Below are 15,469 nucleotides of genomic sequence, written 5' to 3'. Positions count from 1 at the left end.
CCCGGAGCCCAGGGGCCGTCCCCGGGTGAATGCGGCGCGCTTCCATGGTCTCAGACCGGGCGGCCGAGTACCGGGGCCCTAGGACCGCTCGCCCTGGGCCCCGGCCGGATCCGGCCCGGGGACGGCTCGCCCGGCGGGGCCCGGCGCAGCACAGTGGAGGCATGAGGACGGACCTGGAGCTGCGGCGGGCCCTGGTGCGGGAGATCGTGGCGGGCGGCGCGCTCGGCGACCCGGCGCTGCGGGCCGCCTTCGAGGACGTGCCGCGCCATCTCTTCGTGCCGTACTACTACGAAAGTGCGGCAGGGGAGGCAGGCGCGGCGGGCGGGTATGCGCGCCGGTGGGGCGAGGACCCCGACCCCGGGCGGCGCGAACGCTGGCTGACCGGCGCCTACGCGGACGCCCCGCTGGCCACCCGGCTGCGCGACGGCGACCTCGTCTCCTCCAGCAGCCAGCCCTCCTTGATGGCCGGCATGCTGGCGGCCCTCGACCTCGCGGACGGCGACCGGGTCCTGGAGATCGGCGCGGGCACCGGCTACAACGCGGCGCTGCTGTGCCACCGGCTCGGCGAGGCGAACGTGACCACCGTCGATCTGGACCCCGAGATCACCGACTCCGCGCGGGCGCATCTGGCCACCGCCGGGTACCGGCCCGCCGTGATCACCGGGGACGGGGCGCGCGGCGCCCCCGCGCGGGCCCCCTTCGACGAGGTCGTGGCGACCTGCGCGGTCGCCTCGGTGCCGCACGAGTGGGTCGCCCAGTGCCGGCCGGGCGCGCTGATCCTGGCCCCGCTCGCCACCGGTCTGATCCGGCTGCGGGTGACCGGCCCGGGCCGCGCCGAGGGCCGCTTCCTGGGCACCCCGGCCTACTTCGTGCCGTTGCGCGGCGCGGGCCCGGACGCGGGACCCACGTCCGGCGCCGCGGGATCGGCCCGCGCGATCGTGGCCGACGAACTGTTCCGCTTCCTCGTCGAGCTGACGGCGGGCAGCCTCGATCCGTACGAGGCGTACGCGCTGTGGCGGCGCGAGGCGCGGCCCCGGCGCGAGCGGTTCGGGGTCACGGTGGACGGCGGCGCCCAGTGGGCGTGGCTGGACGATCCGCGAGGGCCCCACACGTGGCCCTTGCGGCGCGCGCCGTTCAGCCCCGGCGCACCGTGATCGTCGTCCAGGCACCCACGTGCACCTGGTCGCCGTCCTGGAGCGGCACCGGCACATAGGGCTGGATCGGCTCGCTCGCGCCGTTGACCGTCGTGCCGTTCGTCGAGTTCTGGTCGACGACCGCCCAGGTGCCGTCCGGCTGCTGCACCAGCACCGCGTGCTGGTGCGAGACGCCCGGGTCCTCCGGCGGCACCGACAGGTCGATGTCGGGCGCCTCGCCGGTGGAGTGGCGGCGCCGGCCGATGGTGATCTGGTTGCCGGACAGCGGGCGCTGCTGCTCGGGCGAGTACGCGGGCAGGTTGAGCCCGGCCGCCTCGGGGCCGCTGCGCTGCATCATCGCCAGGAAATAGTCCCGGTCGGGCCCGATGGTGATGGACCAGGGCGCGGGCGCGGGCGGCGGCACCGCCTGCGGCCAGTCGTCACCACGCTCGGGCGCGGGCGCGGCGGCCTGTGGCTCGGCCTGGGGTGTCGCCTGCGGCCAGTCGTCGGCCGCGCGCTCCGGCGCGGGCCGTGGCGTGGCCTCGGGCGCGGCCTGCGGCCAGTCGTCGCCGCGCTCCGGGGTGGAGCGGGGGTTCGGCTGCGGCCAGTCGTCGGCCGCGCGCTCGGGTGCGGGCCTCGGGGCCGCCTCGGGCCGGGCCTGCGGCCAGTCGTCGCCGCCGCGTTCGGGCGTGGCCGGCTGCGGCCAGTCGTCGGCGCGGTCGGTGCCGGGCTGCCTGCCCTGGCCCGGCACGGCCTGGGAGGGCGGCGGCAGCATCCAGTCGTCGTCGGCCCCCGGCCGGGGCTCCCGCGCCTGCGGCGGACCCTGCTGCTGGAAGGGCGGCGGCGGGGGCGGCCCGCCCTGGGGCCCACCGAACGGCGGCTGCGGCGGACCACCCTGAGGCCCGCCCTGCGGTCCCCCGAACGGCTGGCGCGACGGCGCGGGCGGCTGCTGCTGGAACCCGTTCGGCGGCACCTGCTGCCCGGGACGCTGCGCGGGGTCGGCAGCCAGCGGCTCGGCGGGCCGGTTCACCTGCGAGGGCCGCGAGCTGTGGTACTCGTACGGATCACGCGGCGCGGGCGGCGGACCCTGCTGGAAGGCGGGCGGCAGATTCAGACCGGGGCCGGGCGTGGAACCCGGACCGCCCACGGGACCCGGACCACCCACGGGGCCGGGGCCGCCCACGGGGCCCGGGCCCTGCGGCGGCAGGGGGTGCTGGGGGGCCAGGGGGGTGTACGAGGTCGCCGTGTTGGTGAGGAAGTTCCACCGGCACTCCTCGCAGAAGGGCGCACCGGCCTCGCGCGGGGTCCGGCACTGCGGGCAGAGCTCGGCCTGCGCGGTGGCGTTCGGGTCGCCGGGACCCGGGTAGCCGTACGCGGGCGGCGGCGGGGGAGGCGGCGGGGGAGGCGGCGGCACGGCGCCCATGCGATGGCCGCAGATCTCGCACCAGTCGTCGGAACCCGACTGGTGTCCGTTCGGGCAGGTCGGCATGGAGTCGCTTCCCCCTCTCCTTGTCCGGCCCGGTGGGCCGAGGCATCTCGGTGGTTCTCAGTACTCGGTGCTGCTCGGGTGCTGCTCGGGTGCTGCTCGGGTGCTGCTCGGGTGCTGCTCGGTTGCTTCGGTGTTTCGTGCTTCGGTACGGCTGGCTGTCTCTGTACGGCTCGGTGCTTCCGGGTCCTGCTCGGTACGTCTCGGTCGTAACCCCGCGACGCGCCGCGCGACTACATTCTGTTCGCTTCCTGCTACTTCTTGACGCGAACGGTTTTGGTCGAGCGCGTTTCGAGGGTCATCTCGTCCGCTTCCGCGACCTTCGCCTTCAGTCGCACAGTACCTGTCACCTCGTCGACCACGTCCACCACCTTCGCGAGCAGTTTCGCAGTATCCGCGTTCCCGGAGGCGGCGGCCAGCTGGACCGCCCGGCCGAGCTTCGCCGTGGCCCCGTCCACATCGCCCGACTTGCGTGCGTCCAGGCCCTGTTGGATGACTTGAGCCAGTTCGGCCTGACCTGTGTAGTGCGCGACCTGGGGGTTGATGGACGTGGACGCCACCATGTCGTCGGTCCACACCGCCCGCACCAGACCCTGCGAGAGAACCTGCGGCGTACCGCCCTCGCGGTCCGGCACGATCAGGGAGACGCGGGCCGCCAGCATTTCCTGGCCGATGTTGGCCTGGGGCACCCGCACGCAGATGTGGTAGTCGCGCGACTCGTCGCCCCACGAGCCGGTCGGATAGTCCCCGGCGCGCGGGCCCGCCTCGGTGCGACGGTGCGTCAACTCCGCGACAGCGGGAGCCACTTGCTTGACAAACATGATCTCCACGCCGACCGGCGTCCACAGCCGCAGCGCCACGTCCGCGACCTCCTTGCCCATCGCGTTCTCCATCATCGACGTGAAGTCGCCGGCCAGCTGGGCCGGGTCGGCGACGATGTCGGCGGTGCCGAGCAGCGCGGAGGCGATCGAGGTCACCTCCTTGACCTCCCAGTCGGTCCCCACCCCACGGGCGTCACAGGTGAACCGCCCGGCGCACGCCTGGAGCGCGGCGCGCAGGTCCTCGGGCGACTCGTGCTCATTGCGCCCGTCGGTCAGCAGGATGCCGTGTCTGATCGGCACGTCCGCCGCCCCGAGCAGCCGGTCGGCCAGGCGCAGCCAGGTGCCGATCGCGGTGCCGCCGCCCGCGCTCAGCTTGCGCAGCGCGTCCTTGGCCTGGGCCCTGGTCCGGCTGTCGGCGGTGGCCAGGCGGCCGTTGCCGGGGTAGACCTCGCGGGCGATGTGGGTGCCGGCGACCACCGCGAACTCGACCCCGTCGCGCAGGGTGTCGATGGCGGCGGCCGTCGCGTCGCGGGCGTTGCGCATCTTGGTCGGCGGGTGGTCCATGGAGCCCGAACAGTCCACCATGATCACCACGGCGGCGGCGGCCGCCTGCCCCGGCACGTGGACGGGCGAGACCGTGGCCGTGGTGAGCGGGCCACCCCCCAGCGCGCCGCCCAGGGTGCCACCGCCGGTGGAGGCCACGGTGACGATCGCGTTGACCTCGCGCCCGCCCTCGGGCAGGAACTCGTTCTGGTACACCTCGACGGAGAACTGCGGCACGGTGGACTTCGAGAAGTTGGCCATCGGAAAAGACTCCTTGAGGCTCCATGGACCTGAAGTGACAAGAGTGCGGGGCGAGTTGCGGGGCGCGGGTGGCGGCGCCGGGCGGGAGGGGGAGGGCGGAGGGGGCCTACGGGCGGCCGGGAGCCGCCCCCTGCGGCTCCACCGCGAACGGCAGCAGGGCCACGGTCACGTTGTCGTGGCCCCCGCCGTCCAGGGCGTGCCCGACCAGGACCCGCGCGCCGCGCAGCGGCTGTGCGGCGGCGTCCACCGGGACGACACGGGCCATCTCCTCGGCGCCCTCGGCGTAGTTCCACAGCCCGTCCGTGCAGACCACCACCACGCCTGAGCGGTCCGGCTTGAAGGAGGCGGTGTGCGGGTCGAGATCGTAGGCGTCCGCGCCGAGCCACCCCGTGATGGCGTGGGCCCGCTGGTCCGCGTAGGCGTCGGCCTCGCTCATCAGGCGCGCCGCCACCATCTGCGCGGCCCACGAGTCGTCCTCGGTGAGCCGGGCCGGCGCGGCCGTACGGTCGTCGGGCACCCAGTACGCGCGGCTGTCGCCGACCCAGCCCACCACCAGGAGCCCGGCCGCCGACACCGCGCCCACCAGCGTGCAGGCCGGCGCGTTCTGATGGCGGTGCGCCTCGTGCGGCAGGACCTGGACGGGCTCGGCCGCAAGGGAGTTGACGGCTTCAGCGGCCGCCAGGATCGCGTCGTGCATCGCCTGCTGCGGGTGGGTGCCCTGCTCCAGGGCGGCCAGCAGCGACTCGTTGGCGGTGGCCGCGGCGGCCGCCGACGCCTCGTCGGGCCGGGTCGCCGACGACACCCCGTCGCAGACGATGGCCACGACGGCGGGCGAGCCGTCGGGCAGCGCGGTCGAGGACAGCGCGAAGGAGTCCTCGTTGCGGTGGTGGCGCAGGCCGCGGTCGCTCACCGCCGAGACGCCGCCGAGGTCCTGCTCCATGTGGTCGCGCTCGCGCGGCTGGGCGTGCCCGCAGTTCTCGCAGTAACCGTCGCCGTCGACCCGGCCCGCCCGGCAGGCCACGCAGAGCTTGGCGGGGGTTGCCGGCGGCCGCGCCACGTGGGTGTGCGCGTCGGGGGCGTCGGGTTCGGCGGCGCGCGGGTCGGGCGCGGCGAGCGCGTACGCCTCCTGCCCGAGCTGCCCGGTTTGATCAAGCCGGCCGGGCTGCCCGGGCTGCTCGCCCTGAGCCGCCTCCGCCCCCGGCGCCGCCGCCGGGCCGTCCGGGCTCGCGGGGCGCGGTACGTGGGGCGGCACGGCGGCGGCCGGTGACGCCAGCTCGATGGTCGGATGGTCGAGCGGGGGCTCGGGCACGGCCGACAGGTCGTACCCGCAGGCCCCGCAGAACAGGTCGCCCGTCTCCAGCGGCTCTTCGCAGCCGGGGCAGGCGGCGAGCTGATGCGTCTGCGACATCGTCACACCCAGGTCCGTGGGCGGAATCGGTTGGCCCGTTCCACCAGGTCGATCCTTTCCTCGCCGCGCTGTGCGAGCCGGGCGAGCATCCGGTACGAACGTTCCAGACCGAAGCGCAGGCCCCGCTCGTCGACTTCGCTGCCGAGCAGGACGGTGGTGTCCTGCCCGGCGCCGGTGCTCCCCGACAGTACCCAGTCCAGGGCGCTGCCCAGGACCTCGGCCGTCAGCCGCGCACGTCGTACGGCGTCGAGTCCGAACGCGTCCAGCGCCTCGACCTGGGCCGCGGCCGCCAACAGGTCCGCACGCAACGGGTCGTGGGGGGAGCGGCCGCGCAGCCGCGCCCGGACGGCGGCGACCCGGGCCGCCGTGTAGTGGATGGAGGCCTCCGGCACCGATTCCAGGGTCCTGACCGCGCCGGCGCGGTCACCGGCGGCGAGCCGGACCCGGGCCAGGCCGAAGGCGGCACTGACGTAACCGGGATCCGTCATCCACACCAGGCGGTAGTACTCGGCGGCGTTGTCGAGCTGGCCCAGCACCTCCGCGCATACGCCGAGGGCGAGCTTGGGGGCGGGCTCGCCAGGGAACGCGTCGTAGATCGCGTCGAAGGACAGCGCCGCGTTCTCGTTGTCGCCCGCCGCCAGCGCGGCAAGACCCCGGTACCAGACCACCCGCCAGTCGTCGGGGTGGTCGGCCTCCAGGGAGTCCAGTGCCTTGGCGGCGGACAGCTGCTCGTCCAGGTCGAGCCGGGCCCGCAGCTCGCGCAGCCGGCGCTCGATGGACTGGGCGGGCGCCGAGCGCAGCGCGATGATCAGCTCGGTGGGCGCGGCCGCCATCAGGCCCGCGAGGAAACCCGCGTTGGGGTCGCCCGGGTCCACGTGCGGTACCGGCAGCGCGAGCGCGGTGGCGCGGGCGTCGAGCGGCGCGAGCGCGAGCACGGGCGGCCCGCCGGCGGCGCCCTCGGCGCGCGGCGCGGGGACGGCGCCCGGCGTCGCCAAGGGGGACGCTGCGGATGCGCCCGGCGCGCCCCCCGGAACGGCGGGCGGGGCGCCGGCGGCCGACGCGGTCGCGGCCGCCGCGAGTGCCTTGCGGGCCCGGCGGCCCGGCGGGGCCACCCGCGCCCCGAGCCGCGAGACGGCGTCGGCGTCGTGCGGCGCGGCGAACAACGTGGTGTCCGTGACGCGCAGTTCGGTGCCGAACAGCGTCGAGAGTGCGGGCCTCGGCCGGCCCGTCTGGAGCGCGACGACCTCACGCAGCACGCCCGTCAGCTGCTCCGCCATCTCCTGCGCTGAGGCGAACCTGCGCGCCGGGTCGGGGTCGGTGGCCCGTACCAGGAAGCGGTAGTACGACTCGTAGGCGCGGAAGACCTCGATGGTGTCGGGGTCGGGCAGACAGTCCGCGTAGACGTTGGTGTAGCCCTGGAAGTCGAAGGTCAGCACGGCCAGGGTGCGCGCCACCGTGTACAGGTCGGAGGCGACCGATGGTCCCGCCTCCGCGACCTCGGGGGCCTGGTAGCCGACCGTGCCGTAGATCGCCGACTCGTCGTCGTCCATGCGGCGCACCGCGCCCATGTCGATCAGCTTGAGCTGGTCCTCGGTCTGGATGGCGTTGTCGACCTTGAAGTCGCAGTACAGCAGGTTGCGGCTGTGCAGATGCCCCAGCGCCTCCAGCGCCTCGATGCCGAACGCGCAGGCCTGCTCGACCGGCAGCGGATCGCGCTTGCCCGCCGCCGTGCGCCGCTCGTTGGCTATGTCCTTGAGCGACTTGCCGCCGACGTACTCCATGACGATGTAGCCGTCGAGTGAGCCGGTGCGCTGGTCCAGGTGCTCGACGAAGTTGTAGATCCGCACGATGTTGGAGTGCTCGATCTCCGCGAGGAAGCGCCGCTCGGAGATCGCCGCCGCCATCGCGTCCTGGTCGCCGGTGTCCAGCAGGCCCTTGAGCACCACCCAGCGGTCGGAGACCGCCCGGTCCACGGCGAGGTAGACCCAGCCGAGGCCGCCGTGCGCCAGACAGCCCATCACCTCGTACTGGCCGTGCACGATGTCACCGGTGCGCAGCTTGGGCACGAAGGAGTACGGATGGCCGCACTTGGTGCAGAAGCCCTCGGTGCGCCCGGGGCGCTCCCCGCGCGAGCGCCCCACCGGCGCCCCGCAGTCCGAGCGCGAGCAGAACCGCTTGCGCTCGGGCACCTCGGGACGCTCCATCACCGCCGAACGCGGATCGGGGCGCGGCACCGCGGGCACCGTCACCAGACCCGCGCCGAGCCGGCTGCGCGCCGAGGAGCTGGCTCCCGCACCCGAACTGCGCACCGACACCGAGCGCGCGGTCCCGGCGCCGGACAGCGACGACAGGCGCCCCGAGACCGAACGACGGGACGTCGAGGAGCGCGAGGAGCGGGCGGAGGCGCGCGATGAGGACCGGGCAGACCGTGATGACGCGGCCGCCGAGGAGACCGAGCGGTGGCCGCCGCCGGTGATCCCGGTGGGCGGCGACGACACCATGCCGGTGGGCGACACGACGGGCGCGAGCCCGCAGGTGTCGCAGTACAGCTCGCCGCCGCCCATGTCCTCGTACGTGCCCGCGCAACCGGGGCGCTGGCACTGGGTGTTCTCGCTCACGAATCCCCCCTCACGTCCTGGGTTCCCGGCTGCCCGGGGACCAGCACTTCCGCCGCCGCCCGCTGGTAGCGCAGCACCGCGTCCTCGGCGACCCGCAGGTCGCAGGGTGCCGACCACAGCATCCGGCGGGCCGCGTCGTACCGCTCCATCAGGAACGGGTCCTCCGCCATGCCGTGCCGGGCCACCTTCGCCTTGTACGCGTCGAGGCGCCCGCGCAGCTCGGCGCGGACCGCGAGCGGCGCGGTCACCGCCGTCAACGAGGCCCGCGCGCGCAGCAGTTCGTCCTCCGCCTCGCGCTCAAGGGACTCAAGGAGGGGCGAGAGGCGGTGCCACTGGGCGTGCCTGCGGTACTCGGCGGCCGCCGCCAGCTGTTCCTGGAGCACGATGGAGGGCCCGCTGACGGCCGGCACCTCGCTGGCGGCGATCTTCGCAAGGACCTCGCCGCGCGCCGAGCGTGCCTCGGCCAGCGTGCGGTCGGCCCGCGACAGGACGTCCCGCAGCCGGGCCAGGCGCTGCTCGGCGTCCTGACGCACCGTCAGCACCGCTTCGATCTCCCGCCGTACGTCCTCAAGGGCGCGCGCCGCCCGGTCGTAGCGGCCGGTGTCGGGGCGGCCGCCGCCCGGCGCCGAGCTGCCCGGGGCCGGCACCCAGAAGGCGAGCGGGTCGGAGATCACCTGCGTGCGCAGCTCGGTCAGTTCGGCCGTGATCGCCTCCAGGTCGTCGCCCGAGGGGTGCTCGCCCGGCCGCACCCCCACCGAGTGCGCGAGCCCCCGGGTGCGGTGCAGCTCGGCGGCCAGCAGGTCTATCCGGGCGGGCAGCGCGGACCACACGGTGTCGGCGGCCACGACCAGGTCGAGCGAGCGGGCGTACAGCTCGTTCATCCGGTGGACGAGGCCGGCGAGCGAGAAGCGCTCGGTCAGCTTCGCGGGGCCCCCAGTCAGCGTGGGCGCGCCGTGCAGGGCGGCGCCGGAGAGCGTGACGGACTCGCCGCGCAGCCGGTCGGTCAGCTCCACCAGGTCCTCCCGGCTCGGCCAGCGGCGCCGGGCGCGCAGCTCACGCGCGGAGCTGAGGGCCGCCGTGTACGCGTCGAAGTACGCCCACAGCAGGGAGATGGACTGCTCGGTGGCGGCCCAGCGTTCCTGGGTGACGCCGGTGAGCTCGGCCCCTTCCAGGAGCCGGCGCCCGGCGTGGTCCTGGAGGGCGAGCAGCGAAGTCTCGACGGCCTCGTGCTCGGCGTCCAGGCGCGCCAGCGCACGGTCCGCCTCGTCCCGGTCCATGACCGGCCCGGCCGGCTCGGGGGGCCTTCCGGCGGAGCCGGGGGAGGATCCCGCGCCCATCGATCACCTCTCCGCTCTGTGGTACGGCCGCTGCCTCAACGTGCTCATCCCGTCCGGTACTTGGGTGCCGGGGGGCTCTTTATGCCCGGCAGGTCGGCGGCCAGCCACTGACGGTAGGCCTTCATCCAGGCGCTGTTGTCCCCGCCGTCCCGGTAGTCCACCAGGACCTGATTGACCCGCCGCACCACATCGGTGTTGCCGAGCTTGACGGCGACGCCGTAGTACTCGGTGGTGAAGGGGCTGCCCTTGAGCTGGACCGCCGGGTCCTGGGCGGCCTGTCCTGCGGCCAGCGCGTTGTCGGTGACGACCGCGTCCACCAGGTTCTGCTGGAGGCGCACCAGGCAGTCCAGCTGGTTGGGGACCGTGAAGTCCTGGTAGTCGGCGCCGTGCGAGGCGGCCTTGAGCGCGTCGAAGGCGGTGGAGCCCGCCGCCACGCAGACCCGCTTGCCCTTGAGGGAGTCGTCGAAGCCGGTGATGGCGGAGGACTTGGGGGCGAGCACCTGCTGGCCCGCCTCGAAGTAGGCGGTGGAGAACGAGGCCTGCTTGACGCGCTTGCAGTTGACGGTCATGGTCCGCACCACCACGTCCACCGTGCCGTTCTGGAGCGCGGGGATGCGCTGGCTGGTGGGGATGGCGCGGTAGATCACCGCGTTCTCGTCGCCCAGGATGTTCTTCGCGATCGCCTTCACCAGGTCGATGTCGAAGCCTTCCAGGGTGCGGGTCGTGGGATTGCGGTAGCCCCAGCGGAAGCTGTTCTGGTCCACGCCCGCGATCAGTTTGCCGCGCCGCTTGATGGCGTCGATGTTCGGGCCGTCCGCGCTCGACGGGGGCAGGCTCGCCTCGGGGTCCACGCAGTCGTCGGCCTTGGCCGGCACGCCCCGCGCGGCGGCGGGGCCGACGCTCACCGAGGTGGCCTGGCCGCCGTGCCGGCTCAGCGGGATCAGGGCGCCGGCCGCGACGGCGAGCGCGAGGGCCATCCCGGCCACCCCGCCCCAGCCGCGCAGCCGCCGGGCCGCGCGCCGGGCGCGGCCCGTGCCGGTGCTGGTGCCGGGGGCGGCCGCGCGGGCCGGGTCCGCCGAGCTCTTCGCGCCGCTCATCGCGACCCCTCTCGCCCATCCACCGCTGCTCGCTGGTCCATTGCCGCCGTCCATGTCGCTCACCTGTACTCCGCGAGGCGGCGGCTGACGCCCACCCCGGCGCCCGCCGCCGCGAGCACGGCGAGGACCGCCGCGCCGACCGGCAGACCCGAGAAGGCGCCCCGGCCGTCGGACGCGGCCGAGGTGAACTGGCGCTGCTCGTGGGCGATCGCCGTGTCCAGCGCCCTGTCCACCTGGTCGAAGCTCTCACCCGTGGAGTTCTTGGCGCCAAGGACCTGGGTCAGCGCGCCGTCGTAGTCGCCGCTGTCGTCCGTCCTGCGGGCCGCCGTGTGCCGTGTGCGCCAGGTGTTCATGTCGGCGGCCGCGGCGGCCACGGGGGACTTGCCCGCGTCGTCGTCGGCCAGCGCGCGGGCCGCGCCGAGCCGGTCGGACAGGGTGGCCATCTCCCGGATGTAGTCCGCCTCGTACTGGTCCTTGCCGTCGGAGGTGAGCACCGCGCCCCGGGCCACCAGCGTCAGGTTCTCGTTCGCGCGGGCCTGGAGGGAGCTGATCCGGGCGTCGTTGAGGACCTTCAGGGACTCCTGGCCGTGCGCGCGCGAGGCCGACAGGTCCGAGGAGGCCACCGCGTGCCCCACCACCAGCCAGAGCAGCATCACCGCGGCGGCGGCCGTCGCGGCCAGCAGGCCGTGGTTGAACACCCGGTTGGTGCGCAGATAGGTGCGCCGCTGGGCCCACAGGAGGCCGCCGAGCGCCACCAGGCCGAGCACAATCGCCGCGTACGGCCAGGTGTCGGCCTGGCCGTAGTCGTCGTAGAGGCGGCCCGTCTCCGCCTCGTACAGCTTCTGCGCGGCGGGCAGCAGGCTGGTGGACATCTTCTGGTTGGCGAAGCGCAGATAGGCGCCGCCGACCGGGAAGCCCTGCCGGTTGTTGGCCCGCGCCTGCTCGATCAGGCCGTTGTAGAGCGGGAGTTGCTGGTTCAGGGTGGCGATCTGCTGGGCGGAGTCGGCCGAGCCGGTGGTGTTGGCGGCCGCCTTGACCAGGAGCCGGGAGGCGGTCGCGATGTCGCTGTCGTACCGCGCGCGCACATCGAGCGGTTCCTGGCCGCCCGCGAGGAAGCCGCTCGCCGCCGCCGTGTCCGCGTCGGCGAGCGAACGGTAGATGGACGCGGCGTCCGCGCTGAGCGGCTGGCTGCGGCTCACCACGTCGTCGGCGGCGGCCGCGCGGTCGGAGACCTCCCAGGCGGTGACCGCGCCGAAGGCGAGCACCAGGACCGCCACGACCGTGCCGATGATCCACAGGCGGCCGGGCTCGGTCGTCGCGGCGGCGCGCGCCCGCTCGCGGGCCTCGGCCAGGCCCCGGCGCGCGCCCGGGCGCGGCGGCGCGGCGGACCGGGCCACGGCCCCCCGCGTCCCCGGTTCGCGCACGTTCGGCGGATTCGCCACCTGACCTCCCCCTCGGTCGCTGCCTAGGCAGTATGGCCGCAGGGACCGACAACCATCCAGCGTTGTCTGGATCTTGTTACCTGCCACCCCGCGCGCCGTGAGCCCCGCGCGCCCCCGCCCCCACGTCCCTCCCCATGTATACGCGGCGCCCGGGCGTTCGGTTCCCCCGGGCCCCACCGACCCACCGCCCCTGGCGGACCTACGGGTACTGGGCCCGCAGCCGCGCGTACGCCTCGTCGGGCGCCGACACCCGGTCGAGGCCCAGCAGGCCCGCGCCGAGCACGGGCGACGCCGTCACCACCAGCGGCACCGCCTTGGGCGCACGGGCCGCGAGCCGTTCGCGTACGCCGTCGTCCAGCTGGGGATGGCGGGCCGCGAGCACACCGCCGCCGAGCAGGACCGGCGTCTCCACCTCCAGGAGGCCGAGCCGCCCGAGCGCCACGGTGGCCAGGGCCACGATCTCCTCCGCCTGCCGCTCGACGAGCGAACGCGCCACCTTGTCACCGGCCGCCGCGACCTCGAAGAGCACCGGGCTCAGCTCGTGCAGCCGGACCACCGGGATCCTCCCCAGGTGCAGCCCCTCGATCAGCTCGTACATCGAGGAGAGCCCGAAGTGGTCGGGCAGGGCGGAGGCGAGCGCGGTCGCCTCCCCCCGGCCGTCCTCGGCGCGCGCCGCGAAGAACAGGGCCTCCTCGGCGAGCCCGCCGCCCCCGCCCCAGTCGCCGGAGATCTTCCCGATGGCGGGGAAGCGGGCGGTGCGCCCGTCCGGTGTCATGCCGACGCAGTTGATGCCCGCGCCGCACACCACCGCGACCCCGCACGGCTCGGCGCCCACGGGCAGCCCGGCGCGCAGGATCGCGAAGGTGTCGTTGTGGACGCTCACCGACTGCCCCCAGCCGCGCGCGGTCAGCGCGGCCGCCAACTCCCGCTCCTCCACGGGCAGATCGGCGTTGGCCAGGCACGCCGACACGTGCTCGACCCGCAGCGGACCGGGGCCGCCCGCGGCGAGGTGGGCCTCCTCCACCGTGGTGGCCAGCATGTGCATGGCCACCTCGACGCCCACCGCCGGCGGCCGAAAGCCCCCGCCGCGCGCGGCGCCGAGCACCGTGCCGTCCGCGTCGATCAGCGCCACGTCGGTCTTGCTGTTGCCGGCGTCGATCGCCAGCACCCTCATGCCCACGAAAGGTGCTCCCGGTTGTGCGCGATCAGCCGGTCGGTGAGTTTCTCGGCGTGGTCGTACTGCCCGACCAGCGGGTGCGCGAGCAGGGCACGGAACACCCGGTCGCGCCCGCCGCGCAGGGCGGCTTCGAGCGCCAGGTCCTCATACGCGGTGACGTGGGCGATCAGCCCGGCGTACAGCGGGTCGAGTCCGGGCACCGGGAGCGGGACCGCGCCGTCGCGTCCCACCCGGGCCGGCACCTCGATGACGGCGTCGTCCGCGAGGAAGGGCAGCGTGCCGTTGTTGTACGTGTTGACGACCTGCACGGGGCTTCCCCCGCCGCCGAGCAGCGACGCCGCGAGGTCGACGGCGGCCTCGGAGTAGAAGGCGCCGCCGCGCTTGGCAAGCAGCTCCGGCTTCTCGTCGAGCGCCGGGTCGCCGTACATCTCCAGCAACTCCCGTTCCATTGCCGCGACTTCGGCGGCCCGGGAGGGCTTGGTGGCGAGCTCGCGCACCACCTCGTCGTGGGAGTAGAAGTAGCGCAGATAGTAGGAGGGCACCACGCCGAGCCGGTCCAGGACCTGGCGGGGCAGGCGCAGGTCGTCGGCGATGGCGTCGCCGTGCTCGGCGAGCAACCGGGGCAGTACGTTCTCGCCCGCGGGACCGCCCAGGCGCACCCCGAGCTCCCAGGTGAGGTGGTTGAGGCCGACGTGGTCGAGGTGGACCTCGCCGGGCGTCACCTGGAGCAGCTTGGCGAACTTGCGCTGGAGCCCGATGGCCACGTTGCACAGGCCGACCGCCTTGTGCCCGGCCTGGAGCAGGGCCCGGGTCACGATGCCCACCGGATTGGTGAAGTCGATGATCCAGGCGTCGGGGTTGGCGCGGCGCACGCGCTCGGCGATGCCGAGCACCACCGGCACCGTACGCAAGGCCTTGGCCAGGCCCCCGGCGCCGGTCGTCTCCTGGCCCACGCAGCCGCACTCCAGCGGCCAGGTCTCGTCCTGCTGGCGGGCGGCCTGTCCGCCGACGCGCAGCTGGAGCAGCACGGCGTCCGCGTCCGCGACGCCGGCGTCCAGGTCGGAGGTGGTGATGATCTTGCCCGGGTGGCCCTGCTTGGCGAAGATGCGCCGGGCGAGCCCGCCCACCAGCTCCAGGCGGTCGGCGGCCGGGTCGACCAGGACGAGCTCACTGACGGGCAGCGTGTCCCGCAACCGGGCGAAGCCGTCGATGAGTTCGGGGGTGTAGGTGGACCCGCCCCCCACTACTGCGAGCTTCATTGAATCGATCAGCCCTTCACTCCGGTCAGCGTGACGCCCTCGACGAAGGCCTTCTGTGCGAAGAAGAAGACGAGGATCACGGGGGCCATGACCAGAACGGTCGCGGCCATGGTCAGGTTCCAGTCGGTATGGTGCGCGCTCTTGAAGGACTCGAGGCCATAGCTCAGCGTCCAGGACCCCGGCGTGTCGGACGCGTAGATCTGGGGTCCGAAGTAGTCGTTCCAGGCGTAGAAGAACTGGAAGAGCGCGACGGCGGCGATGCCGGGCCGTGCCATGGGCAGCACCACCTTGAGCAGGGTGCGCAGCTCCCCGCACCCGTCCACCTTGGCGGCGTCCAGGTACTCGTTGGGGATGGTCATCAGGAACTGCCGCAGCAGGAAGATGGTGAACGCGTCGCCGAAGGCCAGCGGGATGATCAGCGGCCACAGGGTGCCCGACAGGTCCAGCTGCCTGGCCCAGAACAGATACATCGGGATGATGACCACCTGGGGCGGCAGCATCATCGTCGAGATGACCAGCATCAGCGACAGATCGCGGCCGCGAAAGCGGAACTTGGCGAGCGCGTAGGCCACCGGCACCGACGACACCACGCTGAGCACGGTGCCGAGTCCGGCGTACAGCAGGGTGTTCTTCCACCAGCTCAGGAAGCCCGGGGTGTCGAACACCTGGCGGTAGTTGGACCACGCCCAGTGGTGCGGGATCAGGTCGCGGGTGAGGGTCTGGTGGTCGTCCATCAGCGAGGTGAGCAGCAGGAAGACGAAGGGCAGCACGAAGAACAGGGCGGCCGCGACACCGAGCGCGTGCACCGCGATCCAGTGCAGCGCGGCCTTGCGCCGGGCGACCCTGGCCGCCGGGGTCGCCGCCGGAGCCTGGGGGGCGTACGTCAT

Annotated in this window: 11 protein-coding genes; 1 reads left to right on the top strand and 10 read right to left on the bottom strand. The window is 74.1% G+C overall.

The annotated features are described in order from the left end of the window. Positions 1–161: 161 nt before the first annotated feature. Positions 162–1,154, top strand: a complete 993-nt coding sequence (locus tag ACFYM2_RS22515; RefSeq protein ID WP_388838546.1) for a methyltransferase domain-containing protein — start codon at positions 162–164, stop codon at positions 1,152–1,154. Here ACFYM2_RS22515 and ACFYM2_RS22510 read toward each other — a convergent pair. From ACFYM2_RS22510 to ACFYM2_RS22465, 10 genes are all read right to left on the bottom strand, one after another. Next, a complete protein-coding gene (locus ACFYM2_RS22510) occupies positions 1,135–2,622 on the bottom strand; it encodes an FHA domain-containing protein (protein ID WP_388838543.1) in 1,488 nt (495 codons plus the stop codon). The two genes, ACFYM2_RS22515 and ACFYM2_RS22510, sit on opposite strands and share 20 nt — an antisense overlap. 251 nt (positions 2,623–2,873) lie before the next feature. Beyond that, positions 2,874–4,244 (bottom strand): VWA domain-containing protein, encoded by a 1,371-nt coding sequence (locus ACFYM2_RS22505; RefSeq protein WP_388838540.1) that lies wholly within the window; start codon positions 4,242–4,244, stop codon positions 2,874–2,876. A gap of 106 nt (positions 4,245–4,350) precedes the next feature. After that, on the bottom strand, positions 4,351–5,652 hold the full coding sequence (locus ACFYM2_RS22500; protein ID WP_388838537.1) for a protein phosphatase 2C domain-containing protein: 1,302 nt from the start codon (positions 5,650–5,652) through the stop codon (positions 4,351–4,353). Between the two features lie 2 nt (positions 5,653–5,654). Beyond that, positions 5,655–8,216 (bottom strand): tetratricopeptide repeat protein, encoded by a 2,562-nt coding sequence (locus ACFYM2_RS22495; RefSeq protein WP_388838619.1) that lies wholly within the window; start codon positions 8,214–8,216, stop codon positions 5,655–5,657. Between the two features lie 50 nt (positions 8,217–8,266). Next, positions 8,267–9,607, bottom strand: a complete 1,341-nt coding sequence (locus tag ACFYM2_RS22490) for a hypothetical protein (RefSeq protein WP_358994906.1) — start codon at positions 9,605–9,607, stop codon at positions 8,267–8,269. Between the two features lie 44 nt (positions 9,608–9,651). Then, positions 9,652–10,704 carry a glutamate ABC transporter substrate-binding protein gene (locus ACFYM2_RS22485; protein WP_388838534.1) on the bottom strand — a complete coding sequence of 351 codons (1,053 nt, stop codon included), beginning with the start codon at positions 10,702–10,704 and terminating at the stop codon, positions 9,652–9,654. A gap of 59 nt (positions 10,705–10,763) precedes the next feature. Next, complete coding sequence (locus ACFYM2_RS22480; RefSeq protein WP_388455060.1) at positions 10,764–12,146, bottom strand: hypothetical protein; 1,383 nt, start codon at positions 12,144–12,146, stop codon at positions 10,764–10,766. Between the two features lie 199 nt (positions 12,147–12,345). Continuing rightward, positions 12,346–13,320, bottom strand: a complete 975-nt coding sequence (locus tag ACFYM2_RS22475) for an N-acetylglucosamine kinase (RefSeq protein ID WP_388455058.1) — start codon at positions 13,318–13,320, stop codon at positions 12,346–12,348. Then, positions 13,317–14,582, bottom strand: coding sequence for a 6-phospho-beta-glucosidase (locus ACFYM2_RS22470; RefSeq protein ID WP_388838531.1), 1,266 nt, complete (start codon positions 14,580–14,582; stop codon positions 13,317–13,319). The genes ACFYM2_RS22475 and ACFYM2_RS22470 overlap by 4 nt, the downstream gene beginning before the upstream one ends. Before the next feature lie 8 nt (positions 14,583–14,590). After that, complete coding sequence (locus tag ACFYM2_RS22465; RefSeq protein WP_358994897.1) at positions 14,591–15,469, bottom strand: carbohydrate ABC transporter permease; 879 nt, start codon at positions 15,467–15,469, stop codon at positions 14,591–14,593.

This window comes from Streptomyces sp. NPDC006711, assembly GCF_042869775.1.
Taxonomy (GTDB): domain Bacteria; phylum Actinomycetota; class Actinomycetes; order Streptomycetales; family Streptomycetaceae; genus Streptomyces.
This window is presented reverse-complemented; position numbering and strand designations above follow the sequence as displayed.